Annotated in this window: 21 protein-coding genes; 3 read left to right on the top strand and 18 right to left on the bottom strand. The window is 40.7% G+C overall.

Annotation, left to right across the window (positions count from 1 at the left end; translation table 11 throughout):
• Positions 1–24: 24 nt before the first annotated feature.
• From tssG to tssJ, 14 genes are all read right to left on the bottom strand, one after another.
• Positions 25–990, bottom strand: coding sequence for a type VI secretion system baseplate subunit TssG (gene tssG, locus CWC29_RS07015; RefSeq protein ID WP_235956540.1), 966 nt, complete (start codon positions 988–990; stop codon positions 25–27).
• Positions 991–2,715, bottom strand: a complete 1,725-nt coding sequence (tssF, locus tag CWC29_RS07010; protein WP_128728169.1) for a type VI secretion system baseplate subunit TssF — start codon at positions 2,713–2,715, stop codon at positions 991–993.
• Positions 2,715–3,116: a type VI secretion system baseplate subunit TssE gene (gene tssE, locus CWC29_RS07005; RefSeq protein WP_039495807.1), complete on the bottom strand. Its 402-nt coding sequence runs from the start codon at positions 3,114–3,116 to the stop codon at positions 2,715–2,717. The genes tssF and tssE overlap by 1 nt, the downstream gene beginning before the upstream one ends.
• A gap of 78 nt (positions 3,117–3,194) precedes the next feature.
• Complete coding sequence (locus CWC29_RS07000; protein WP_010377064.1) at positions 3,195–3,680, bottom strand: Hcp family type VI secretion system effector; 486 nt, start codon at positions 3,678–3,680, stop codon at positions 3,195–3,197.
• Between the two features lie 165 nt (positions 3,681–3,845).
• On the bottom strand, positions 3,846–4,352 hold the full coding sequence (locus CWC29_RS06995; protein ID WP_235956539.1) for a hypothetical protein: 507 nt from the start codon (positions 4,350–4,352) through the stop codon (positions 3,846–3,848).
• A 181-nt stretch (positions 4,353–4,533) separates the two neighbouring features.
• Positions 4,534–4,929, bottom strand: coding sequence for a hypothetical protein (locus CWC29_RS06990; RefSeq protein WP_138522812.1), 396 nt, complete (start codon positions 4,927–4,929; stop codon positions 4,534–4,536).
• A 248-nt stretch (positions 4,930–5,177) separates the two neighbouring features.
• The gene (gene tssC, locus CWC29_RS06985) at positions 5,178–6,704 is read right to left on the bottom strand and encodes a type VI secretion system contractile sheath large subunit (protein WP_010377056.1); all 1,527 of its coding nucleotides are present in this window, start codon (positions 6,702–6,704) and stop codon (positions 5,178–5,180) included.
• Positions 6,705–6,716: 12 nt separating this feature from the next.
• Entirely contained in the window at positions 6,717–7,235 is a 519-nt protein-coding gene (gene tssB / locus CWC29_RS06980; protein WP_128728171.1) for a type VI secretion system contractile sheath small subunit, read from the bottom strand.
• Between the two features lie 58 nt (positions 7,236–7,293).
• Entirely contained in the window at positions 7,294–8,877 is a 1,584-nt protein-coding gene (locus CWC29_RS06975) for a TssA family type VI secretion system protein (RefSeq protein ID WP_138522814.1), read from the bottom strand.
• On the bottom strand, positions 8,874–9,866 hold the full coding sequence (gene tagF, locus CWC29_RS06970) for a type VI secretion system-associated protein TagF (RefSeq protein WP_138522816.1): 993 nt from the start codon (positions 9,864–9,866) through the stop codon (positions 8,874–8,876). Before tagF ends, CWC29_RS06975 begins: the two co-directional genes overlap by 4 nt.
• 7 nt (positions 9,867–9,873) lie before the next feature.
• Positions 9,874–13,584 carry a type VI secretion system membrane subunit TssM gene (gene tssM, locus CWC29_RS06965; RefSeq protein WP_128728174.1) on the bottom strand — a complete coding sequence of 1,237 codons (3,711 nt, stop codon included), beginning with the start codon at positions 13,582–13,584 and terminating at the stop codon, positions 9,874–9,876.
• Between the two features lie 4 nt (positions 13,585–13,588).
• A complete protein-coding gene (icmH, locus tag CWC29_RS06960) occupies positions 13,589–14,311 on the bottom strand; it encodes a type IVB secretion system protein IcmH/DotU (RefSeq protein WP_128728175.1) in 723 nt (240 codons plus the stop codon).
• Positions 14,312–14,327: 16 nt separating this feature from the next.
• Entirely contained in the window at positions 14,328–15,668 is a 1,341-nt protein-coding gene (gene tssK, locus CWC29_RS06955) for a type VI secretion system baseplate subunit TssK (RefSeq protein ID WP_138522818.1), read from the bottom strand.
• Positions 15,668–16,099: a type VI secretion system lipoprotein TssJ gene (tssJ, locus tag CWC29_RS06950; RefSeq protein ID WP_010377046.1), complete on the bottom strand. Its 432-nt coding sequence runs from the start codon at positions 16,097–16,099 to the stop codon at positions 15,668–15,670. The genes tssK and tssJ overlap by 1 nt, the downstream gene beginning before the upstream one ends.
• A gap of 1,548 nt (positions 16,100–17,647) precedes the next feature.
• Here tssJ and CWC29_RS06945 point away from each other — a divergent pair.
• The 3 genes from CWC29_RS06945 (at position 17,648) to CWC29_RS06935 (ending at position 20,728) form a co-directional block, all read left to right on the top strand.
• Positions 17,648–17,968: a hypothetical protein gene (locus tag CWC29_RS06945; RefSeq protein WP_128728177.1), complete on the top strand. Its 321-nt coding sequence runs from the start codon at positions 17,648–17,650 to the stop codon at positions 17,966–17,968.
• A 278-nt stretch (positions 17,969–18,246) separates the two neighbouring features.
• Positions 18,247–20,058 (top strand): motility associated factor glycosyltransferase family protein, encoded by a 1,812-nt coding sequence (locus tag CWC29_RS06940; RefSeq protein ID WP_138522820.1) that lies wholly within the window; start codon positions 18,247–18,249, stop codon positions 20,056–20,058.
• A complete protein-coding gene (locus CWC29_RS06935; protein ID WP_167815416.1) occupies positions 20,048–20,728 on the top strand; it encodes a hypothetical protein in 681 nt (226 codons plus the stop codon). The genes CWC29_RS06940 and CWC29_RS06935 overlap by 11 nt, the downstream gene beginning before the upstream one ends.
• A gap of 37 nt (positions 20,729–20,765) precedes the next feature.
• On the opposite strand, the gene pyrF is transcribed toward CWC29_RS06935, so the two are convergent.
• Genes pyrF through ihfB form a run of 4 tightly spaced genes read right to left on the bottom strand, consistent with a single transcriptional unit; the run spans position 20,766 to position 23,215 of the window.
• Positions 20,766–21,476 (bottom strand): orotidine-5'-phosphate decarboxylase, encoded by a 711-nt coding sequence (gene pyrF / locus CWC29_RS06930; protein ID WP_128728179.1) that lies wholly within the window; start codon positions 21,474–21,476, stop codon positions 20,766–20,768.
• A 28-nt stretch (positions 21,477–21,504) separates the two neighbouring features.
• Positions 21,505–22,641 carry a lipopolysaccharide assembly protein LapB gene (locus CWC29_RS06925; protein WP_128728180.1) on the bottom strand — a complete coding sequence of 379 codons (1,137 nt, stop codon included), beginning with the start codon at positions 22,639–22,641 and terminating at the stop codon, positions 21,505–21,507.
• 2 nt (positions 22,642–22,643) lie between these two features.
• A complete protein-coding gene (locus CWC29_RS06920) occupies positions 22,644–22,907 on the bottom strand; it encodes a lipopolysaccharide assembly protein LapA domain-containing protein (protein WP_128728181.1) in 264 nt (87 codons plus the stop codon).
• A gap of 17 nt (positions 22,908–22,924) precedes the next feature.
• On the bottom strand, positions 22,925–23,215 hold the full coding sequence (gene ihfB, locus CWC29_RS06915; protein ID WP_010377033.1) for an integration host factor subunit beta: 291 nt from the start codon (positions 23,213–23,215) through the stop codon (positions 22,925–22,927).
• Positions 23,216–23,231: the final 16 nt, after the last annotated feature.

The following is a 23,231-nucleotide window of genomic DNA, read 5'->3' as shown; positions in this document are numbered from 1 at the left end:
TAATCCTTGCTATTCCCGTTCGCATTAAAACTGTGATTGTGAATATATTTTCTTCTCTACGCGTGCGTTAACTTTACCTATCGCACAACTTATCCCAAGCTTGCCAGCCCCTAATCGAGTCCCCTCGCGTGCTTGGCGATTGATCTGTACTAACAGCTGCCAGTTCATTTTGGTGGAGGTGTGCCAATTTAATAATTGTGATAAACGTTTCGCCTTTACACCACCTGGCTCATATAGGTGCACCTCAGCCTCGTCCATTGGACCAAGCTCAATGCAAATACGATTGCCGGTAACCAGTACGCGTTTACCCAATACGCCATTGCCACCCAATGAAAAACCGCTATGTTTTGACCCTAGCTTGCCCGCTTCAGTAATACCTTCCCATTCAACGATATTGTCTTTAATCGTTAAGCTTTCATCTTGTAGCGCTTGCTTTAATACTTGTTCAAGCCCAGCAGCACTGGTTTGTTTAGCACTAATGAGGTTTAGTTTGCTTTTATCTGACTGATTATTTTCAAATACCGCAGCAACTATCTGGTCAAATTGCTGCGCGCCAATGCCGGCGAGATTAATCTGAGACTTTTTCCAACTTTGAAATAGCTGGCAATACAGTACATGATTGAAGAGATCTAAAAATGCACGTGTTCTAGCTCCTATCTCCTCGTCTCCTGCGGCTTGTTCTAACAAGTAGTGCGGCATCGCAGCATCAACGCCATACAAACCGAGGAATGATGTTTCGAGCCTTAGCTTGCCTCGTTGCTTTACTTGTAATTCGCAGCGTCTAACATCTGAAGCTGGAAATCCAAGTTCCTTATAGGGGGCAATTTCAACGCGATGACTGTGGCCACTTTGTAACTCGTTATTGCTAGCCCAGTGCTGTTCAATAAGCGTTAGCGCCTTGTACAAACTAAAACGCCAAGGTGTTGCCATCAATTTAGCGATTGGCTCTGGCAGTTTTGCCCAAATAGGTTGGTTTTGCTGCTCCATCATTTACACCTGATAACTATCGCCTGCAGTCACATCCCACTCCCACTCGTGGTAACTTGGCAGCAGCGTTACTCGGGTTTTTAAGCACTCGTTGATTGGTGCATATAGTTTAAAGAACTGATGCAACACATCGCAAAAATGGTAAGCGTCGGCTGTACAAACAAAGCTCTTTTCGTTTAGGGTTAAATGTATCTCTATTCCTTTAACAAACACGCCCTTTTGTAGCAATGAGATAGGTTTAGACTCAGCGCCTTGGATGCTCTCGATACGATTTCGATTTTCAGATCGCTCCGACCAATCAAACAGCGCCAATAGCTTTTTCAGCTGGGTTGGTTCCGCAAGTTGAGAGAAACGCATATTCAACAAGCTAATGAGCTGCCAATGTAAAGCCTGATCAGGAGAATTAAGCAACTTGCTCGGTCTTACGACATTTTTAACGCTAAGTACCGACGGTACATCAGCGCTTTGTGCATTGATATCACCCTCTTGCAGTGTTTGCCTTGGCCACGCCGCGTTATGTGCCAACAGCTCAGTCGATAAAGTAGTAATATCACCCACTTCTTGCATTGAAAGCTGAATGTACGTCTGTGGCGATACCCCGCCAATATCGCGGCTTATCAGTGAATACAAATGGGCGTTATCTTCATATACCGTGCTATATCGAGAAACAAAGTCGATGGCTTCCCCAGTGCTACTGCTTGCGCCTTGTACCGACTTAACGCTATAACAAAAGCTCTCTCCAAGCTTATTTTGCACTGGATGTAGTTGGTATTCGGTTTGGTTTTCACTGACTCGGATAGGCTCGGCATCTACCGGATAGATATTTACCGCGGGTACACAATTAAGCAGAATATTATCTGCGTTTACTTTGTTACCGGGCGGTAATTTAATATCACTGGCTATTTTGATGCTGATAGTATTAGTGTCTGGATCAATATTTAGCGTATCCAGTCCCGTTAGTTCAACAAAATAGAACTTTTCACGAGAGTTAAAGTAATCAAGTAGCAAGGCATAAGCGGGATGACTCTGTTCGCTGTTCGGCAGCATTCCGGTGCTGTCTTTATGAAAAGCTGCATCTATTTTTGACTTGTTCAAGGTATATTGCGTCGTACTTCCCAACCTTCCAGTCTCAACCTCTATCGCTGCGTTTGGGTTCTTCATCATTTGATAAAGGCTGGCACAAAGCGGCGTGTCACCACGTAAATACACCCGCAATTTAGAGAGATCGTAATCATCTAAACTGCCTTGGCCTAACCGCTTGAGGTGCAAGTTTAACGTCGCACCAGTGTGGATCTCATGATAGTCCACAGAATAGATCTCAAACGGCAGCACTTTCGTTTCTGCGGTGGTAGTAAAGTGACAAGCCACAGGAGCGTTGTCACTTTTATGGGAAGAGATTTTCGCGCCTTTTGGCACACTCACCAACCCTTGCATGGTGAGTTTTGGCGCAAACTCTAGCACCGTCGTAGACGGATAGTAGTTTAATAATATTGGGCAAATCTGTCTGAGTACTTGCTCAGACACTTCAGGTAGCGTCTCGTCCAATCGTTTTTGCGTAAATGCCGTTAAATAAGCGACTCCTTCGAGCAAGCGCTCAACATGAGGATCTCTATCCTTTAATGCGTCAATATTTAAAAAACCGGCATGTTCAGGATACTGCTGAGCAAATTGTTTACCTGCTTGTGTTAACAGCCTCATTTGCGCATCAAAATATTGCTGCATATCCATTAGTCTGCTCCTCCTGCATTGACGTTTGCTTTACCACCTGACGCAAACTTAGTATTCAATCTGATTATCTCGCCGGTTTTTAATTGCGCTCTTATCTCAAATCGAATCACACAGTTTTCCTCTTTTATGTCGATGGGTCGAACGATGAGGTTGGTAATTCTTGGTTCGTACTTTTCTATGGTTCTTTTTACTTCATTGGCAAGTGTTTGCTGCGAATAAGGTAGCCCTTCATATAGATCTTCCACATCCGGTAAACCATAATCGCCTAAATGCTCAAGCACTCCCCTACGCGCATTCAATAGTTGCGTTAGGTGTTTACATACGCTGTCGCTTAGATGTGATAAATTGTTATCACTATAGGCTTGGCGTGATGGCTGAGCTAGCAAATCAAATAAGGCCATAGAAAAATACGCTCTCTATTCATTGCACGAACTAGTATAAGCTTGAAAAGGAGGCCAACAGGCCTCCAACACTCGAAATTAACGACCTTCAGTCCATGAGTCAGAGAACTCAATGTTACCGTCTAGGTACGTCCAAGTGATGCGCTTGTAGCGCATGTGCACTGTTTCAAGGTGAGGATAACGCTCTTTATCCAAATCTTTAACGTTGTGCATTGTTGGCGTGATTGAAGTGATTTTCACGTCTTCAAGCGTATGGCGGAAGTACTCACGCTCAGTACCCGTGTCATCAATACGGTACCATTTAAGCTCAAGTTGCTTTAATGTTTGACCGTTTGAACACGCTTTGTACATGTACGGAGTAGCAGCATCCACAGCTTTTGTGATAACAAAAGGCTCGTGCTTACGAGTACCTGTTAGCTCGCCCGTGTCGTTATCAGTTGGGATACGCAATTCGTGATCGAAATGCAAAATCTCAATTGAACCTTCACGCTCAGCTACAGTTACTGAACCTTTAACGTCGTTACCTTGGTCGTCCTTTAACCACATATACGCTGGAATTGCCATTTTTAATTTCTCCTTTTAAGATAAGATGTTTCCTAATTATTAAAGGCATTGATCAAACGCGTGTTTTTCACGTTTGATCCCCAAACAAAGCGCCACGCTTTATGCCAATTTGGGAACATGTCCCAAGTTGGTGGCAGCCAACTTGGGGCAATCTTTCACTACATGTTATAAGTCACCACGTAATTCCATCACTAACGTCGCCGCATCAAATGGCGTTTTTAGTATATCCAGCTGCAAAAAGTGCTGCTGAACCGCTTCGGGTAACTGTTTAAATTCGAATTCTCCACGTACTTCTTCCTCCAAAGCGGAAATAACAAAGCTATCAACCTCTAACCATTCATTACGATTAACCAAAGAGTTGTAGTAGTTAACTGCACTTAAGAAACGAATATATTCGTCTTTCATACAATGGTTAAGCGCAAAGTAATGCAAATAATATACTGCATCTACAACTAATTCTGTTTCAAGTTTGTCTATCTTTAACTCGCTTGGACGAACGCGTGGAGTATGCTCAAAACACGTTTCCATCTCTGCGGTGTAAGAGATAGTTGCTTCTTGTAATTTCTTTTTTGCGAAAAAGAGCTCAGGTGTCAGCCCTTGACTATAAGCAAAGTTAGTCACTAAAACTGTACTTAACACCATTAACCAGCTATATATTTTTCGTTTAAACATGACAATCCATTGCCTTATCGCTTTTTTTATAGGGCTATCTAAGCCTTAGATACGTTTATTCGTTTTTATCAGTGGCTTTTATTTATACTTGGCTTTTGACCAAATATCTTAAGACGCACGTCAATTCCACAGTTTAACGCATGCACTAAAGTGCATCATGGAAGTATAAATCGCTTTAACTTTACTCAGCTTTAATGGGTTCTCCTATAAAGCTTCCGTACTTAATTACAGGCAAAGAAAATAAAATTAAAAACCAGATTACATTTCCAAAAAACAACATTTCAGACGAAGTATAACCGCCTAAGTAAAATTCATTTAGTAAACTGTAAATATTTACAAACCACCATATCAAAACTATCAAACACCATGTTCTTTGGCTTAACATACGCATTTGTAAAATCAACAGTAAGTTTGCCACCAACACTAATCCATCAGTAATAAGAACGACAACTTCTACAAGTGTAACCCTAACCTCAGACAAGATTAAAAATTGATTCTCGTATATTGAAAATAGTGTTAAGGAAAGCTGCACTAAAAATATAACCTTCCAAATAAAATGGCTCGCTTTTATATTCATAAACACACCATTTAATACCAGCAATCATATTAAGTTTTATTTTTTACCAGTAACCAATTTTCAATCGTTGAACTTATCAATCTAACACGGTTTAAAATTTTTTCTTTTCTTACTTTTGAACGCAAGCTCAGCTGACATCTCAAAAGTCCAAACCGCTATTTCTAAACCTCATTATATTAAGGCTTCATTCTTAATAATGGGCAGCTTTCACTGCCCTATATACGCTTCATAGGTTCTTCAGGTGGCCTTCATTTTTCGCCAGGCATTTGCCCAACGAGTGCGAGGCGTACGTCGATACCTTCTACTTGGAAGTGTGGAACCACATACGTATTCACACGGTAATAACCTGGGTTACCTGGGATCTCCGAAACCGTCACGTTGGCATCCTTTAACGGGTGCGTAGCAATTAGAGACTCGTCTGGATTATTCATCTTAGTAACTAATGCACCTAACCAATCATTAAGTTGCTGTTCTAGCTCATGACGAGGTTTGCTGGAGCCGATATTTTCACGCTGGATCACCTTCATATAGTGTGCAATACGCGATACCAAATAGATGTAAGGTAATCTTGCATTGATCCGCGAGTTAGAGGTGGCTTCCGGCGTCTCAAAAATTTGTGGCTTTTGCGCACTGTTTGCAGAGAAGAAACACGCAAAGTCACTGTTTTTGTAATAGCTCAGAGGGATAAACCCTTGGTTTGCAAACTCAAGCTCTTTAGTTTCAGAGATCAGCACTTCCGTTGGGATCTTAGTTTCTTGACCACGACCAGCCTCAAAAGAATGCAGAGGTAGATTTTCAACGCGACCGCCAGACTGTGGACCACGAATATTTACCGCCCAACCATTTTGGTGGAAGCTACGGACGATATTTGCCGCGAACGCAAATGTCGCGTTACCCCATAGATAACGTTCGTGATGCTCGCTGCTAACGTCTTCTTGATAGTTAAAGTGGCGAATTGGGTTTAAGTCGCCGTATGGTAAGCGCAGCAAGAAGCGCGGAAATGCTAAGCCAATGTAACGTGCATCTTCTGATTCACGGAAGTTCTTCCAACGTAAAAACTCAGCACGCTCCATATAAGAGCCTAAATCCTGAATTTTTGACACTTCTTCAAGCGAGTCTTTTAGGAAGAATTTAGCACCAACACTACCTAAGAAAGGACAATGTGCTGCCGCAGATACCCTTGAAATTTCTTGCAATAACGACACATCCGGCGCTGAACAATCAAATTCAAAGTTTGACACCATAGTCGAAATTGGCTCGCCACCTGGTGTGTCATACTCAGCCGTATATACTTGCTTATAGAGCGCAGATTGCGTGGTATCTGGTGCTTCTTCGAAGTCATCACGTAGCGTTTCTTTATCAACATCAAGTAGCTCAAGCTTTACGTTTGAGTTATTTGGACAACGATTTACCAAATAACGCAATGAACGCCACGCCGATTCTACTTTTTGAAACTGCGGATGATGTAAAATTTCGTCCAGCTGTTCAGAAATAATTTTGTCAACTTTGGCGATGTAGTCATCAAGTAATAACTTGTCGATACGCGACACTTCTTTGCTGTCATTAGTGGCCATATCTAAAAAGACATTGATAGCAGCAGTTAAGCGCTCATTGGTGTCGGTTTCCGCAAGGTTATTAGCATCACGGAAGTTATCTATGCTGATTTCGCTTGAAACCGGCTCAATAGACACAAGATTACAAATTGTTTCATAAGCTGAAGCTGTCAACGTCTCTTCTTTGCGCGCTTCAACGTTTAACGTTTCTTGCATATTCATCGGTTCGTGTCCTTACTCTTGCGGTTGTTTTTCTTGCTCAGACAAAAGCGGCGCCAGCTCATTAAGGCGTGCTTTTAACTCATCAAGTTCTGGTTTATTTTGCAAAATACGCTCAAGCTCTTTTCTCAGCGTTGAGTTATCGAGCAAGTTAGATTTCAGATCACGTAATAGGTTACGCATTGACATCATCTTGTTAAGCTCTGGCACTTGGGCTGCAACTTGTTCTGGATCGAATGACTTAAAATCATCAAACGTCAGGTTAATACCAATTTCACCATCACCCGCAATTTTGTTCGATACTTGAAAGTTTGCCTTTGGTGACATGTCTTTAAGCACTTGCTCTAAGTTATTTTTATTTATAGCAATGCGCTCTCGCTCTGCGAGGTCACTGTCGTTTTGGCCGTTGGAATAATCACCAACCACCAAAACTTTCATTGGTAGTTCGCTCTTTTGCGTTGCACCTTCGGTTTCCAGCTCAAGCGCTATATTAATCCGCGCCCTTGGGATCTCTTTTTGAAACGTATCAGACATAGTCTTTCCTTATTTAATCAGTCGTTGCGCCTGCCGTTACAAGCCCAGCGGTTAACAATCAAACCCAGTCAATCGCTGAGCTTACTTTGGTTACGAGCATTTTCTGCTTTATCGCGGTTGCTCGTAGGTCAAATTCATCCCCTTGCTCTAGGGATACTACTTCATTGCATTGCTTAGCATAACGCCAAACCTCTAGAGCAAACGACTCATGCCATAAATCCAGTCGGTACTGTTCAATGTCTTTAAGTAACTGCTCAAACATTGGATAGGCAAGATCCGCGCGTTCACTACGCATCAATAAACGCGCTTGATATAACTTTTGTTTCGAAAAATCGAACTTATCCTGTGCGAAGCCTTCCATTAGCTGAAGTGCTTGCGAAAGCTTGTTTTGGTCAACAAGCGCTTGCGCTTCTTTAAATTTGTCCAGCCAAATTTTTTGGCTACCATCGCCGCTTGAATCTTGACCTTGGCTTAGTAATTTATGTTCACCAATTCGTTCACGATTTGCCGAGGAACAGAATTCACTTCCATCTTCATATTTAAGACTTAAGAGTGTTGGATATTGATCAGCGATTGCCGCGAGTTCTAACTCTATCCATAGAGCTTCTTTAAATAGTTTAAGCCCCTCAAGTGCAGAAATAGTCAGCCTTTGTAAATTAAGGTTAAAATGCATCGCCCCTTCCATGAATAAGGCTTCTGCTTTTTCTAATGCCTGAACAAAGTTCTGCGCTGCTAGCGCGTTTTCGATAGGTACAAATGCCGCTTGTCTAGGCGCAGGTAAGCGTGTTTTTAACTCACCATCATGTGGTGGTAACGCAAGCGCCCCCCACCTCACTGCACGTGCCAAACGAATTGCGCGCATCCAATTTTGGCTTTCTTTGTCGTAAGCCAGTAATTTACGAACTTGCTCGGTATAAGCCGAGTCTGACTGTGGTGCTTCCGCGGCGATAGCAACCGTAGAAACGGGCTTGGAGGCAATAGCCGCAGGCTGTGAAGTTGCCGCTACAGGTTGCTGTACTTGAGGCTGCTCTGCTGTGACCACCTGTTGCTTTTCAACGGGCTCTTGTTCAATCACAGTGGGCTTTGCGATCACAGGTTGTGATACCAAACCTTGCTCACACCAGTGTTTTAAATCAGCAAGTGGTCCCGAGTCTGCATCAAGTATCGCAACAGAGTATGCTGCATATTGTTCAAGTACACGCTTTAACTCTGGCCATTGTTCTGGCATTGTCGCGCTATGCGCTGTCGCAACACCAAGTAATCGCTGTTGTTGTTGTAAGAACCAAGTATGAACCGATGCCCTCGCACGTTCTTTCACTGGGTGGATCTGCGCCTGATACTGCTGCAAAAGCTGATTAAACAAATCTAACGATTGGATCAAACCTTCAAGTCCAAACTCATTCGTCGCGGCCAACGCTAGATACGACGCAATGCGAATATCTTTGGTTTGTTTTTCTAACAGCTCTGATGCCAAAATAAAGTTAGCTTTGAAGTCTGGCTCAGCAACACCTGACGAAGAGGCTTTTAGTAATTTAAATGACTCTTCGTATTTTAAATCGTCACCGCATGGCATGCCGCCTAGAGGCGCTAATAAGTTTTCACGCCACTGCTGCCAGCTCTGATACTTATGTGGTTGACTCATAGCTTACTCCAACTTCTTAGCGCATCGAAAACACTCATATTTGATGCTTTTGCCAATTCATACATATGTGGTGTTACTGGGTGTTGTGGCAAAGTCCCCGTTAGATTAATAGTCGTCGACAAGCTATTGTGCTCAAGCCAAACTGACGCAAAATACGAGGCCGGCATAGGCCTGCAATACACCACCAGCGAGGCTTTCTGGCTCAATTGACCATAGTTATAAAAACACCAAGGCTGCCAGTGATGATCGGCCACCATATTGGTAATGAGATGCAGCCAAAATGCACCTAACAGCTGAGTATCTTCACCCACTTGTGGCATCGGTAACTTCAACCCAAACTGACAACGCAAACAACCCTGGGTTTTGATCATTTTAAGCGCAGACATCACTTGACTGATTAATTGTGCTCGCTGATCTAGATCTTCTAGTTCAAGCGCATCCCATACACGCTGTATCGGTGAAGCTCGTAGTGAAGACATTGCCTTATCGAAATCGATCGGTTGCGAAACCAGCTCGCTTACCTGCTTAAGCTCCTGCGCACTATGGCGCATTTGCTCAACGCTACTGCAATTTCTGATAAGTTCATGGTTTAAACTTAATGACTTAAACGCACTACCACATTCGCTAAACAAAAACGCCGGGTTTTGTTTGTAATCCGCATTACTCGATAATACAAACGAGCAAAATGGGTACTGTCTTCCACTTTTATCTTCACTCGGCTGCAATGTCCCTAATAAACAGTTTTCGTCCTGACCTGAAGCAATAAAAAATAGCGTTGATTGCTCTTTTTGAGCTGCGCCATCGCTTACCAAAGCTTGGCGACTCATGTCTGCAAACCCTTCTTGAAGCCAGCGTTCAAGTGTAATTGCTTCTCTTGAGTCAACGTTAAACTTAATAAAGTCCGCTTGAATTGGGTTTTTACCCATAAATCCAAATGGCTGAGTCGTTGGTACTTTGGCGACTTTCTTATTATTAAAAAAACCGAACATGCCCGTATTACCTCAACACCAAGTTTTCATTAGAAGCCACGCTCACTTTGGTATCAAATAAAGATTCTGGCAGTGCAAACGACGTCATAAAATATTTACTGAATATGCCACTGTTTCTGCTCGACTTAAGTGCGACTTGAACTTGAATTGGCTCAGCAGTGTCTTCAGCTTCCCTTTGCAGTTGCCACGTTGCCATAAATTCGGTGCCACGAACCCACTGCACATTTGCTTCATTCAAGACTTTAAGGAACGCCCAAGGGCCTGATTTCTCGATTTCGATTCTGCGACCTTCACTGTCTAAACCATATACCACCGCTTTTTCTGTTCCAGATCTTGCAGGCCAATTAAAACGACGCCACTCTTCAGGCTCGTTTCTATAACGGTAATTTTGGTCACTAAAGCCAATATACGTTTCTTTTAATCCCTTTTGCGCCACAGGCATCATTTGGAAGCTAATACCCACCTCAGAACCGTCTCGAGGAAATAGCGAACGCGTTACCTTTCTCGCTTTAGTTAGCTTGTCTAGTACACCGGGCTTGAAGCCAATGCCAATGCCATTCCACGTTTTCTCTACCCACTCACCACGCTTTAAACGCAGGTAAGGAGAAAGGTTTTCAGCCATAAACTGCCAAAACACACCCGACTCTTGGTTCAGCAGCTCACTAATATCTTCAACCGCAGCATCTGGACCACTGGTATTGAACGGGTATTTTCCACGGATATTTTCTTTGTATGTTAAAAATACTTGATTAGACCAACGCTCATTGAGTTGTACTTTTGCTTCATTCATTACCGTCTGCACACTCGCCAAAAGTGGTGCTTTTAGCAGTTTTTCAAGTGCTTGCTTGGTATCAGGGTCAAGTGCTCTTACTTGACTTTCCACTACCACCCAAGCACTTTGAAGTGCATGGTTTTTGCTGTCACCGTTCAACAGTGTTTGAGTAAAAGACATGGCCATATAGTCATCATTGTTACTCGCTGCAATTGTTTTGATATCCGAATGAAAAGCACTCAAAGCACCCAGATATTGCTCAAGATAATCGGAGCGTGCGTTGTCTTCTCCTTTTGCGGTGTAGCGACGCAGATCTGCAAAGCGGCTCGACAGTTCAGGCACACGCTTTCTCGCAGCGGTTTCTATTTTCGCATCTTTAACCTTGTTATTTTTGGACTTTGCAAGTAGTGCATTAGCTTGATCAGCTAGCTTTTCCGTTTCTATCACTTTGCTTGGCGAATCAATTAGATTTACGTTGTCGTCAATTGAGGCCATTAAATCAACTAATGGACCTTCTGGTGATGACAGCTGAGCCAGGGTTAAACTCGCCGCGTTACTAGTATTGAATGGACTTATTTCTACTGAATTTAAAAATTCAAACCATACATTGGCATAGTCTCTGAAATACAGCGCACGAATAGATTTAACCAAAGCGCTTGCTTTTGCTTCATCAACAGAGCCTTGGCTTTCTGAGTTCTCGGTTCCCATAACCCAGTCGCCAGAAAATGCTTTACTCGCACTAACCTTAATGGCGTCATATACTTCGTTTTCCCACGCTTCTTTGGTGTAAACGTATGGAATACTGATTTTGGACTGCAAGAAGGTTTTGTTGTTTTGCTGCATCATTTGATCAAGCGTTAATGCGGCTTTTGATACTGTGACTTTTGCTTTGATCTGCTCATACAGCGCAATCGGCTCTGGCGCACTCATTAAGTCTGAACGAGCCTGGTTCACTAAGAAATCATTACTCTGCCAAATCGCTAGCTGCTGCGGTGCAGGCTCAACCGCTAATTGGGCTAAGTAAAAATCGATTAGTCCTGACAGTTGCTCTGTTAATGCTTGCGTGTCTTCGTTTAGCGTTAGCTCTAGGCGATCCGCCGTGTAGTCTAATAATTCAGACTTGGCATAGTCTTTATTTAAACGTTCAAACTCGTTACTCATCATAAGCTGCAGCTTTAGTGCCTGATAGTACTTATCACGTAGTTTTGGCTCGATACGTTTAGCAACTTGCTCTTCTGTACTTAGCAGCGCAATCCAGTTTTGGTGACTTTCAAATAGTGCTTGTTGCACAAGCTCCGAACTTGGTTCACCAATGAGCGCTTGTACACGTTGACGTAATACCTGCTCTATTGGCTTTATGGTGTTGTCAGCACTGTAAACACCAAGTAAGAAATACCAAGGCAGCTTTTTCTCATAACCGATCAGCTCTTGATAGTGTGCAAAAAGAGACAAAGTTGAGTTAAATTGCTCCGCCAGCGGCTGATTTTCTACACGTGTATTAACAACAGCAGTCGTTAATTTATCACTGGTTGTTAAAAGCTGCTGATTGTGGGTATAGGAGTTAACCAATAAGCCCGCAAGTGCAAATACCGACGTTACACACAAGCATACAGCAAAGCCTTTTAGCCATTTTTGTACGCGGCGCTTTTTACGGTTACCTCTGGTAAGGTCTTGTAATTTAAACAACACATCTTTGAATACTTGGTTGATAAAGAACGCAGAAGTTATGCTTTCTTGGCGATACTCAAACAATACTGATCTAAATGTAGACAGTTTGCTCGTTGCGCTGCGCTCAATAGGTGTACCTTCTTGCGTACCAGAGGTAAAATACACACCAGCAAACCACGGTACTTCCTGGTACGGGTTTTCTTTAAATAATGTGTCAATAAACTCTTCGACTTTAGCTGACGCTGCTTTGAACTGATTGGGAAAATCATAAATCAGTTGTTTACGTTGGGCGTTACGTTCACGCGTCATTTTAACTAGGCGTTGATCACATAAGCGCTCATACAAGCCTGTAAGATGTTTTGAAAAGTTCTCGCTTGCCACTTCACCGGTATTGGTGCCATCTTCCTCAAGTAAATACGCGCCCCAGGGTTGCTTACGCTCATCTTCACTTAATTCATTGAAGAAAGGCTCAAAGCCGCTGATCAAATCACACTTGGTAAACACCACATATACTGGAAAGATAAGTCCTAGTTGGTTGATTAACTCATCAATACGAGCGCGGATCTGTTTAACGTGGTCGCGGATCTGTTCGCTGTCAGAAGTCAAGATGTCGGCAACACTAATCGCAACCATCACGCCATTGATTGGCTGTTTAGAGCGGTATTTGCGTAATAGCTTTAAGAATGATAACCATTGATCATTATCTGACTCTTCAGTGGTATAACGACCTGCAGTATCAATTAAAACGGCTTGATCTGAAAACCACCAGTCACAATTACGCGTACCACCAAAACCTTGGATATGCAGTTGATTAGATTTTGAATAAGGGAAGTGCAGTCCAGAGTTTGCAAATAATGTGCTCTTACCTGCAGCAGACGGACCAATGATCATGTACCAAGGCAATGCATACAACGCAGCGTTGCCACGATAGCCTGCACCTAGGTGAGACGCTTTTAATGCCGACAGCGCCTCTTCCATTTTGGCTTTGATTTCTTCGACTTCGGCTTCTGTTCCCGCGTGATTGTTGGCAATTTCTTTCGCTAGCTTGTCGCCAGAACGCTTCACCCACAGCCAACGAACTAATAAAGTAAGACAAAACAAGCCAAATACAGCACCCATCACCATTAAACGATGATTTTGATCCTCAAGGCCAATAAACCGACCTGCAAACCAAATTAGCGTTAAAATTGCGAATATACCGACCCAATGAGCCGTTGCACGAGATGACAAAAATCCTAAGACTAGGTGCACTAGCCCGCTACGATTCACTCCTGACATGATGTTACCTCGCTTTCCCTGTTTTCTCTAACTGCGTTAGGACTTCAATATGCTTATCAATTTGCACCACTTGCTGGTTCGCGCGATTCTCAATAAAATACGTTGAACCAACATACATACTAGCAAGTAGGGCGAGCGTTACTGATAAAATAACCCAGTACGGGAGATTTCTTCCCACCTTGGTTACCATACTTTCTTGTGGTTTTGCATTATCAGAAAGCTGTAATTTTGCCGGCCCCGTGAGCTCTTCTAATTGTGCTCTAACGTCCAGCATCAACGCTTTGAGTTGCTCCACGCCTTTGATCTTATAGATACCCTCAAAGCCAAGTTGTAAACAAACAAAATAGACTTCTAATAAAGTGCGTTGCTGTGCCGCTGCACGGCGGATATTTTCAAGCTTTTCAAAAAAAGCTTCCCCCGCACGCATATTGCCAAACAACTCTAATTGTAAAGGTCGCGCCATCCATTCCATACTATACGGCTTCTGCGCCGTCATGATTTGCTCGTCGACCAAAGCGGTTAATGCAAATTTGGCTTCTTGCATGTCTGATGCACTGATCCGTGCGTCATAACAACTTTTTTCGTATTCATCAAAAGCATCCATGACTTTACTGCGTAGACCATCAACTCCTTGATGATCAGCCCCACCCTGGCGAATTGAGGTAAGCACCTCAAGTACCGGAGAAATGCAGGCGACTAGTTCAGATTTATTTTTCGACGCTTCCATGACCTTTACCTACTAACTATTTACTTGCCACCGAAACCACTTCAAGTTTCACGCCTTGAAGGCTAAATGGCACAAAAATTCTTAACGCTAATTCCTGTACAACTTGTTCCCAAGCAGCTCCGTGTGGTTCGACTTTAAAATATTCATAACCACCTTTAACCGATACTCTATTCGGTGGACGCTGACAGTGTGTTAACTTCACACCACCAAGCGCTGACGCAATTAAGATTTCCAATTGACTAGGCGCTGCCAGCTTAACCTGCTCTGCAAATAGCTCAATCCACTGGGTAGATTCATGTTCATAGAAAGCTGCAATATACAATTCACCGCGAGTCAAGGTCGTGCTTTCTAAGTCTTGAACTTCGAAAATAGACTGAGAGATAGCACTGAGTACTAAATCAGACGAGCGTGCTGCGCTTATCGAACCAATCAGAGTCTGAATGTGAGATTCAATCAAACCAAAGCTGCGCGTTAGGTCTTGATGGTCATAAACTGGTAGCTCGAACTTACTGGCTTCTGGCTCAAAATTGATCAGTTGACAGATCAGTTTATTTAGCGCCATAAATAAAGCATCAGGACTAATTTTGGCTGTATTACTAAGCTGCTTAATCTCAGGAAAAACAGAGCTAAACGTTTGTAATAACAAAAAGTGTTTAAGCTCTGTTGGACCAAAGTCTTCTACAATTCCCATGCTGGCACGGTTGGTAAACAATGCCGTGTACTTAGCTTCAACCATGTTGACGAGTTTATTTACGCGCTCGGCTAAATATCCAAGGGCTTTGATATTTAATAACGGTGGAATATAACTTGAGTCAATTTCAAACTGCCCATGCTCACCACGAACCACTTTGATGCAAGGGAGTTGCTCAATAAAGCTATTACTTGCACTGTACTCAACCAGCATAAGTTTGGGCTTAGCAACCATTACTTCTGCTTTTCGGTTTGGATCATGTGCATCTTGCATTTCAACAAAATCACAATCATAAGCACTGAGCTGCCCAGTTTGCGGGTAACCTTGGATATTGCTTACTGAATGATTATTCGCAAGCGCCACACTAATAATGTATTCGCTTTTGTTATCCTCGAGCTCAAACATAGGTGCTTCGTTGTCAGCAAAAATATGATGGATATGGCGACCACTTTTGAAAATTGCAGCAATACTTTGCAGTTTGACTACGCCTTTGGCCAATGCTGATTCATCAAAAACAACTCTATCCAAACCAAATGCGTTTTCTCTAAGGCTTTGCTGTACACTCGCTAGTTGAGATTGCTGATATTGATCAAATAGCTGCAAGTGCTGCTGACTGAGCATTAGCCCTTCAGCCCAAACGGGCTTATACACGTTGTTGCGCTGCATTACTTATCCTCCTCAACTTCAGGTAAGCGGAGAGAATTACTGGTAATTTCAATATCTAGAGAAGTAGATAAGGGTACTGGCCAATCATTTAAGTCATAAAATGCGCGCCAGTTTCCACCCGTTCGGTCTCTAAATAAGGCCACAAACGCAACATACTTGGCTGATTCAGCTTGTTCAAACTCGATTTTAATACGATCTGAGGGGTTTACGGTGCGCTCTTCCACCGTGACCAAAGTGTTAGCCAGAATTGATTTGTCTGATTTCCAAAGCTGCTCAAATGTCGAATTTTTAAACGCTTGAATATCAGTTAGTTGATATACCTTTAATACCACAGGTAGTGGTTCGTTAAACTGGTTTAAATTTATGTTATCAGTAGCCGTCACGTCTAACTTAACGTAAGTAGACATACAACCAGTTAAAAACAAAACCATTATAAATAAAGCATTCCTAGCCATATCCGCCTCAATTATAAGACATCCAAATTAGATTATTGGAAACAATTAATCTTTTTAATTTCCAGTACAATAGTGAAAATACATTTGATTTAACTATTTAACAAGAAATTACATAGACCAAGTATGCAGTTTGTAACTGAATACTAAGTTAACATTCGAAAATCTTCTTCAAAATTATGCAAACATATGTTTTTTAAGGGATTTTACTTTTTATAGGCATTCAGAGAGGAAGTCATAAAGCTTAATGAGTAATTCAGTTTGCATTAAGCTTTCTTACGACTTGTTGAGATAGACACTTCCCTGAAAACAAAAACCACACTAAACATCTGGACTTTTGATGTACATTCTCGAACGGCGCATACGATACACAAACGAATTTTTTAGATCAACCATAATATCAAATTAATATTATACCACTTTAAAAAACACACTTGCATTCCAGCCTAACGATGTAATAGCCTCTGTTATTATATGAATTATATTAATAACAGATAATTACACGCAAAATAACCATTTACATATGATTAACCAAAACCAGCAGACTATTGTGATGGCCTGCGAGCAAACAAAGGTTAAATATCGTGCACACAGAGATCGCAATTTACGGTATTAGCTAAACAAGCAATGTAGCAAGTTTTGAATTAACTACTTGTATTAATGGTAGTTTTATTGAATATAGCACTTTAGCATCAAAGTCAGATCTTCCTGACGAACTTTTGGCTGGGAATGATGTAACTTTTGAAACAATCTGTTCAGGTCAACAGAGTACTTTTTTCACGGCCGAACGCTTTGACATTTGTAACGGACGACTTTGGAGAATACCTATGCTTGTCAATTAACTTTAAAGCCAAGGGTCGAACGACTAAAACAAACAGAAAAATGCCAGTTTTTTGTAAAAATCAATGTACAATCTTTGATCAACTCAATTTTATTAAAAGTGGGCTATTCATAAGACCGAATAAAATTGCAAGTCACTAAAGATCTGGCCACACTACAGCAGACAGACAAGCGCTAGAAAAAAGCGACACTTTTTCACCCGACTCTTAGCAAAATAAGGGTTAATTTATTGGCTTAAATGCCATGATTTTATTGAGTCGTTATGATTGCAAGGAGTAATTGAGTTGCCGAACACTTTATGAAACTCTTCTTTAAAGCGACAGAAAATGAACAAAGCAAGTTTACTTATCTATGAATAAGGAAATACCTGATCACCACGGAACAGCATTTTATCGTTTTTTGGTTTCTTTGATCAGTTTTATCGTTGCTGTATTGATTAGCAGACAGAGACATAAGCTAGTTCAACTATGGGTAAAAGTCGTTGTGTTACTAACATCGGTGCTTTCATTTTTATCTTTATGTTTATACTTTCAGGCCTATTTTACACTAAGGTTATCATGGGTAATGCTGCGAGTCAGTCGATCATATTTATACTGGTGGGTTTTGGGGTCCCCAAATTTTTAGTGCATACTAAAGCCATCAGTAAAACCAGGCCAACATTTACCGCCAAAATAACAAGGAGTTAGAATGCGAGAAGAAAACCGACGAGTCCCTCAACAATTGGGCCAGTATCTATATCAACAAATTAAAGAGCCATGGAGTGAAGCGCGGCTCGTACTGGACTACCATGACGATAATATGCCTAGGTGTTCCGCTTTTTACTATGACACCAGCACACCAAAACAAGCACACGTTATACCAGTAAGTGATGAAATCTCTGTTCTTTTTCTAAGCTTGTTCGAAAATGCAACATCAAATCAAGAAGAAAATTGGCAAAAGGCTATTTTCTCAGTACAGCGCAGTGGCCAATTTAGTTTGAACTTTGAAACTGCTGATAACGAAGAGTAAAAGACAAATATATTGTCCCCGATTGGCCATGCTAAAAGTATGGCTGATCAAACCAATGCCAACTATTGCTTAATACCCAGCTAACGTATCACTAAATAATGAGTAAACTACAAGGTTATCTGCTACTTCTAGAATAGATTACAATCCTTCATCTATGGCTGCTCTTCGCTTGGTAACGTCTCTATTTAATTGAAGGATAATTTTCAGGTTTGATGCTAAAATAGGTACTCAATTCTAATACTTATCGAGTAATTAGATATCAAGGACTAGAATAATATATGAAAGCAAGTTTTCAAATTTCGCAGAACAAATCTCACTTCCCACAGATTCAAGATAAATTACATGCTAAGTCTATAGAGTTAGAATTTTATGGCATTGACCCTAAAGTTCAATGCATTGAGCAAGTGGAACTTTTTTTTAATAGACCAACTCATCTTTCTCTAAATTTATCTATCGCTGAAACACAATACTACCATCAACAATTTATCAATAAATCACATGACATTGCGTCAGCATTAGGGTTTAAACCAAACTCGAAACCTACATCCAGTACACTGGTCGTTCTGGGCTTAGGTGCTGGTTATCATGTTCCCGCATTACTTAACAAGCTAAATTATATAGATGTGATAATTATTGAGCAGGATCAAAAACTTGAAGCCTTAGGCCGGTTTAACATCGATCTTGAAACGATAAAAAATGAGTGTAAAGCACGCGGCGGTAATCTAAAGCTCTTTAAATGTAAGAGCTATAGTGACTTTTTAGATAGTTTAGCATCCTACTCATCTGAGCGAAGTTGTGGAATATTTAGTGATATCAGTTTATTTAGACATTATAACTGTCAGTTATTTGAAAAAATATATGACTCATTTAAGGAATGGAGAAACTCCTTCGTAAGTCTATGGGGCTTTATGGAAGATGAGATGATAAGTTTAAAACATTCCTATCAAAACATAAAAAGTCTAAAAAATTTTAAAAAATCAGATTTTTCTTTTCTAGAAAGTCATAAAGCTTTGATTGTAGGAAATGGCCCATCGCTAGATCTTATAATTGATGATATAAATAAATTTAATGGGATTATTGTATCATGTGGAACATCATTATCGAGCCTACTTAAAAAAGACATTGTTCCACATATACATGTAGAAATGGAGAGAAGTAAAGATGGTTATTATATTAAAGAGAATTACCTAAACAGTCCCCTATTGAAAAACACGCTATTGATAACTTTAAACACCGTCTATCATAAAACTCTACGCGCATTCAAGAATAGGTTAGTTTTTTTTAAAGCAAATGACATTACAACAGAGATTATTACAAAAGAGCATGCTATAACTCCGCTTTACTATAGCAATCCAACCGTTACAAATACCGCTATGTCTGCACTCGTAAGTCTGGGTGTTAAAAAGTTTGTATTATCTGGGTGTGATTATGGCTTTGTTGATGAGAAACTGCATCATTGTAAGCACTCTCAATACTATAACGAAAGAGATGATCTTAGCCGATGTCGCTTCACTGGACAACATTATGTGCAAGGTAACCAAACAGAAAGAGTGTTAACAACTCGAATATTCAATGAATCAAGAAAAGCAGTTGAGTCGCTAATTCATGTTAATCCTGAGCTGAGTGTTGAGAATATAAGTAATGGCGCATTGATAAATGGTGCAATACCAACAAAGGAATTGAAACAAAACTCAATTCCTTTTTCCTTTTCACTATTTGAAAACAGCTTGAAAGCAGTAAACAATCTTAATCATATAAGCTTTACCTTTAAAAAAAATTTAGATAGATGCCGTGAAATATTAAACTTTCTTATCAAGGATTTAAAAAAGACTCGCACATTAAATGAATTAAAATCAGTACTTTCTAATTTCATCAGTGATTTAGAGTCAAATTCAAATGAAAGAGAGGTTATGCTCGTCTTATCTGGCAGCTTTAAGTACATCATTTTTGGAGTATTCAACCATACAAATCATATACCTGAGGATAAAAAGGAGGATTATTTCTTAAATATAAAACCTATACTATGTGAAATAGTAACAAAGATAAAAACAGAAATTTTAAGTATTGTAAGGACAGATCGTGAAATTTAATTTATTTGCTGTTTTACCTACTACAGTGGTTTTAGCAAGCACTGTACAATCAATTGCATCTGCTGCTGAAACAATTAGTGATGGAATTAGTCAAGAGTTACACGGAAGTGTAACCCAAACCAATAATACCATGATTGATTCGCTTGGAACTAGCGACTCTTTTGGAACTAGTGACTCTTTTGGTACTAGTGATTCTTTTGGTACTAGTGATTCTTTTGGTACTAGTGATTCTTTTGGTACTAGTGATTCTTTTGGTACTAGTGACTCATCTAGTACCGCATTTCCGTATTCTACGAATGAGTTAACAAAAGGTATTTTATCAATTGTATATGAACAATATGGTTATAAATCCCTTCTTTATGAAATTTGTATACGGACAAACAAGAATGTAGTGATAGCGAGAGCAACTGAGCAAACTGAGAGTAATATAGGATATGACTTTCTGGCAAGAGGAAACTACAAACTTAACGACAACTCCCTGACGCTAAAAGTTGGAGCGACTAATAAAACAAAGCTAGAGAAGTTTAATTTCATAACTAGCGATGACCCAAATTACACGTTCATGGGTGAGTGGTATATCAATAAGCACAACAGGACGAAGGTCTATGCTCAATATCTTCCGGAGGAGTTTTACTTCGCTTATAGTTGCGATACACGACTTGGACAATAAATTAAAGCCAACGTGAATATAACGTTGGCTTTGCAACTTAAATCTCGGCTATGCTACTGTTAATCGCCTTTAGCATAGCAGTAGGATCTTCAGCTTTAGTGATCGGGCGTCCTATCACGAGGTAATCACTCCCCGCTTTAACTGCTTTTTCAGGTGTCATAATGCGTTTTTGATCGCCAGCATCAGAGCCTGCAGGTCGGATCCCAGGTGTTACAAGTTTAAATTCTTCACCGAGTTGAGCTTTTAACAGCTCGGCTTCTTGCGCAGAACAAACTACGCCGTCTAGGCCTGATTCTTTCGCTAATTTTGCTAGATATAGCACTTGCTCTTGGGGCGTTTTTTCAATTCCAAGCTTTAATAATTGTCCTTGATCCATACTAGTTAGTACGGTCACAGCAATAAGTAGTGGCGCTTTATCACCGTAAGCTACCAACGCTTCTTTTGCTTTTGACATCATTTCATGACCACCACTGGCGTGAACGTTTACCATCCACACCCCTAGCTCAGCCGCAGCAGTTACTGCTTTTGCAACCGTGTTTGGAATATCATGAAATTTTAGATCTAAGAATACATCAAAATTCATATCTACCAGTTTTTTTACAAACTGAGGGCCAAAATAGGTAAACATCTCTTTACCTACTTTCAATCGGCATTCGTCAGGTGAGAGCTGAGAAACAAATGATAATGCAGCTTCTTCATTATCATAATCAAGCGCAATCAAAACCTTTTTTAAATCTTGTGTCGACATAGTTACCCTATTTGGCCAAATTATAAACTTAAAAACCGTCTAACCCACGGCTTGGAGCAAGTGACTCCCAATGTTTGCAGGAGGGACATAACCAATACATAGTATGACTTGTAAACCCGCAATGACCACATTGATAGTTTGGCTTAGTTGCAATATAAGACTTCACCAATTTATCTATTTCTTGTAGTACGTGGTCTATTTTAGCATCTTTGCCGCTAATGAGTTGCAGCAAATAACTAAAGCCCCTAATTGATGGTTCACGCTTTAAACTATCAGTTAGAAACTCTATTGCCTCAGAAATATGACCTTTTTGGACTAATCCTTGGCAAAACTTAATTCTGATCAGCACACCTCCTTTTTCTAATAACTCTGAGACTAACTCAAAGAATTGATCATGAATATTTAATTTAACATAACAGGATTCAAGGTCTTCTATTACAAGTGGCGCCATAAATACAAATTGGCTCACGAGCTTTCGCCAATAATATATGCACTTCACGTAATCATCATGTTTATATGCATCTTTACCCATTTCATACAAGGGTCTTACTGTTTCATGCGCAAGTAACGTTGCTTTTTCGAATAGACTCGGATTCTTTTCTTGATTTGCGGCTTCACAGTAAAAGTTTGCAATCGTGGCGCAATGAGAAGACTTTTTAAAAAGCTCAGGATGCGCTTCATACATATGAACGCCCTTTCGCCAATCTCTAGTTTGAGAGTATAGGTTTAAAATAGGATCGAGAGCATCATTAAACCCTAGCTTTACAAGGATGACTAAGTGTTCCTCTGCACTATCCAACAGACCTGCTAAGATGTAGTCTTGAGCAAGCTCTAAGCGGCAGGATTTAACCACTTCTTCATCTAGATTAGGTTGTTTAAGTAGTAACTCATGAATTTTTATCGCTCTATCTAACTCTCCCCGCTTTCTAAAAAGCGATGCAAGTGTTAAATAATGATCGACGGAGTCTGCCGAGACTTCTAGTAATTTAGTGAGATGTTCAAGGCCCTGGTCTTCTTCCCTATCCAACAGGAATTTCAGGCCTTTACTATATTCTGAGGTAATTTGTCGACTTTGCTCTAAGGCTTGATTCTTAGCACTATTTTTACCCATAACATAACCGTAAGCGGCGGCTACAGGTAATAATAAAAACAGCAGTTCGATCATAACTAGCGTTCGGCTGTTTGGCTAAGCTTACTATTACTTTTTTTTAGGCGATGATTTTGCCATTTAAGCTTAGATAAAACCGACGCTGTTACAAGTAAACCAATAATTATCCCAAGAGCTAAGCAAATACTCATTAAGGTTGCCAGTGGTAACTCTGCACTTGCAATTACAAAATTGACATTAACAACTTGTGGATTTTGTGTCCCAACTAAAAATGCAATCAGTATGGCAACAACAGCTAATCCTTTTTTCAATACTGCAACCAAGTTTAGCTCCGTTAGACTTAATTATTTAAGCTTTCGTTTACTCTATCGCGCAGCTCTTTGCCAGGCTTAAAGTGTGGTACATATTTACCATCCAGCTCTACTGTCTCACCCGTTTTAGGATTACGGCCAGTGCGAGGAGAACGGAAGTGAAGCGAGAAACTACCAAAGCCACGGATTTCGATACGCTCCGAGTCTGATAATGAGCCAGCCATTTGTTCAAGGATTTCTTTTACCGCATTCTCTACATCTTTAACAGGAACGTGAGCGTGCTGCAGTGCAAGTTGTTCTATCAATTCAGACTTTGTCATAATGTTTCCTTTAGTG

The sequence above is a fragment of the Pseudoalteromonas galatheae genome, assembly GCF_005886105.2.
GTDB lineage: Bacteria > Pseudomonadota > Gammaproteobacteria > Enterobacterales > Alteromonadaceae > Pseudoalteromonas > Pseudoalteromonas galatheae.
The sequence above is the reverse complement of the archived record's forward strand: the minus strand, read 5'-3'. Positions and strand labels throughout refer to the sequence as shown.

Excerpts from the sequence above, each read along its gene's own strand:
- tssG (WP_235956540.1), bottom strand. The coding sequence starts at position 990 with ATGATGGAGCAGCAAAACCAACCTATTTGGGCAAAACTGCCAGAGCCA.
- tssF (WP_128728169.1), bottom strand. The coding sequence starts at position 2,715 with ATGGATATGCAGCAATATTTTGATGCGCAAATGAGGCTGTTAACACAA.
- tssE (WP_039495807.1), bottom strand. The coding sequence starts at position 3,116 with ATGGCCTTATTTGATTTGCTAGCTCAGCCATCACGCCAAGCCTATAGT.
- CWC29_RS07000 (WP_010377064.1), bottom strand. The coding sequence starts at position 3,680 with ATGGCAATTCCAGCGTATATGTGGTTAAAGGACGACCAAGGTAACGAC.
- CWC29_RS06995 (WP_235956539.1), bottom strand. The coding sequence starts at position 4,352 with ATGTTTAAACGAAAAATATATAGCTGGTTAATGGTGTTAAGTACAGTT.
- CWC29_RS06990 (WP_138522812.1), bottom strand. The coding sequence starts at position 4,929 with ATGAATATAAAAGCGAGCCATTTTATTTGGAAGGTTATATTTTTAGTG.
- tssC (WP_010377056.1), bottom strand. The coding sequence starts at position 6,704 with ATGAATATGCAAGAAACGTTAAACGTTGAAGCGCGCAAAGAAGAGACG.
- tssB (WP_128728171.1), bottom strand. The coding sequence starts at position 7,235 with ATGTCTGATACGTTTCAAAAAGAGATCCCAAGGGCGCGGATTAATATA.
- CWC29_RS06975 (WP_138522814.1), bottom strand. The coding sequence starts at position 8,877 with ATGAGTCAACCACATAAGTATCAGAGCTGGCAGCAGTGGCGTGAAAAC.
- tagF (WP_138522816.1), bottom strand. The coding sequence starts at position 9,866 with ATGTTCGGTTTTTTTAATAATAAGAAAGTCGCCAAAGTACCAACGACT.
- tssM (WP_128728174.1), bottom strand. The coding sequence starts at position 13,584 with ATGTCAGGAGTGAATCGTAGCGGGCTAGTGCACCTAGTCTTAGGATTT.
- icmH (WP_128728175.1), bottom strand. The coding sequence starts at position 14,311 with ATGGAAGCGTCGAAAAATAAATCTGAACTAGTCGCCTGCATTTCTCCG.
- tssK (WP_138522818.1), bottom strand. The coding sequence starts at position 15,668 with ATGCAGCGCAACAACGTGTATAAGCCCGTTTGGGCTGAAGGGCTAATG.
- tssJ (WP_010377046.1), bottom strand. The coding sequence starts at position 16,099 with ATGGTTTTGTTTTTAACTGGTTGTATGTCTACTTACGTTAAGTTAGAC.
- CWC29_RS06945 (WP_128728177.1), top strand. The coding sequence starts at position 17,648 with ATGCGAGAAGAAAACCGACGAGTCCCTCAACAATTGGGCCAGTATCTA.
- CWC29_RS06940 (WP_138522820.1), top strand. The coding sequence starts at position 18,247 with ATGAAAGCAAGTTTTCAAATTTCGCAGAACAAATCTCACTTCCCACAG.
- pyrF (WP_128728179.1), bottom strand. The coding sequence starts at position 21,476 with ATGTCGACACAAGATTTAAAAAAGGTTTTGATTGCGCTTGATTATGAT.
- CWC29_RS06925 (WP_128728180.1), bottom strand. The coding sequence starts at position 22,641 with ATGATCGAACTGCTGTTTTTATTATTACCTGTAGCCGCCGCTTACGGT.
- ihfB (WP_010377033.1), bottom strand. The coding sequence starts at position 23,215 with ATGACAAAGTCTGAATTGATAGAACAACTTGCACTGCAGCACGCTCAC.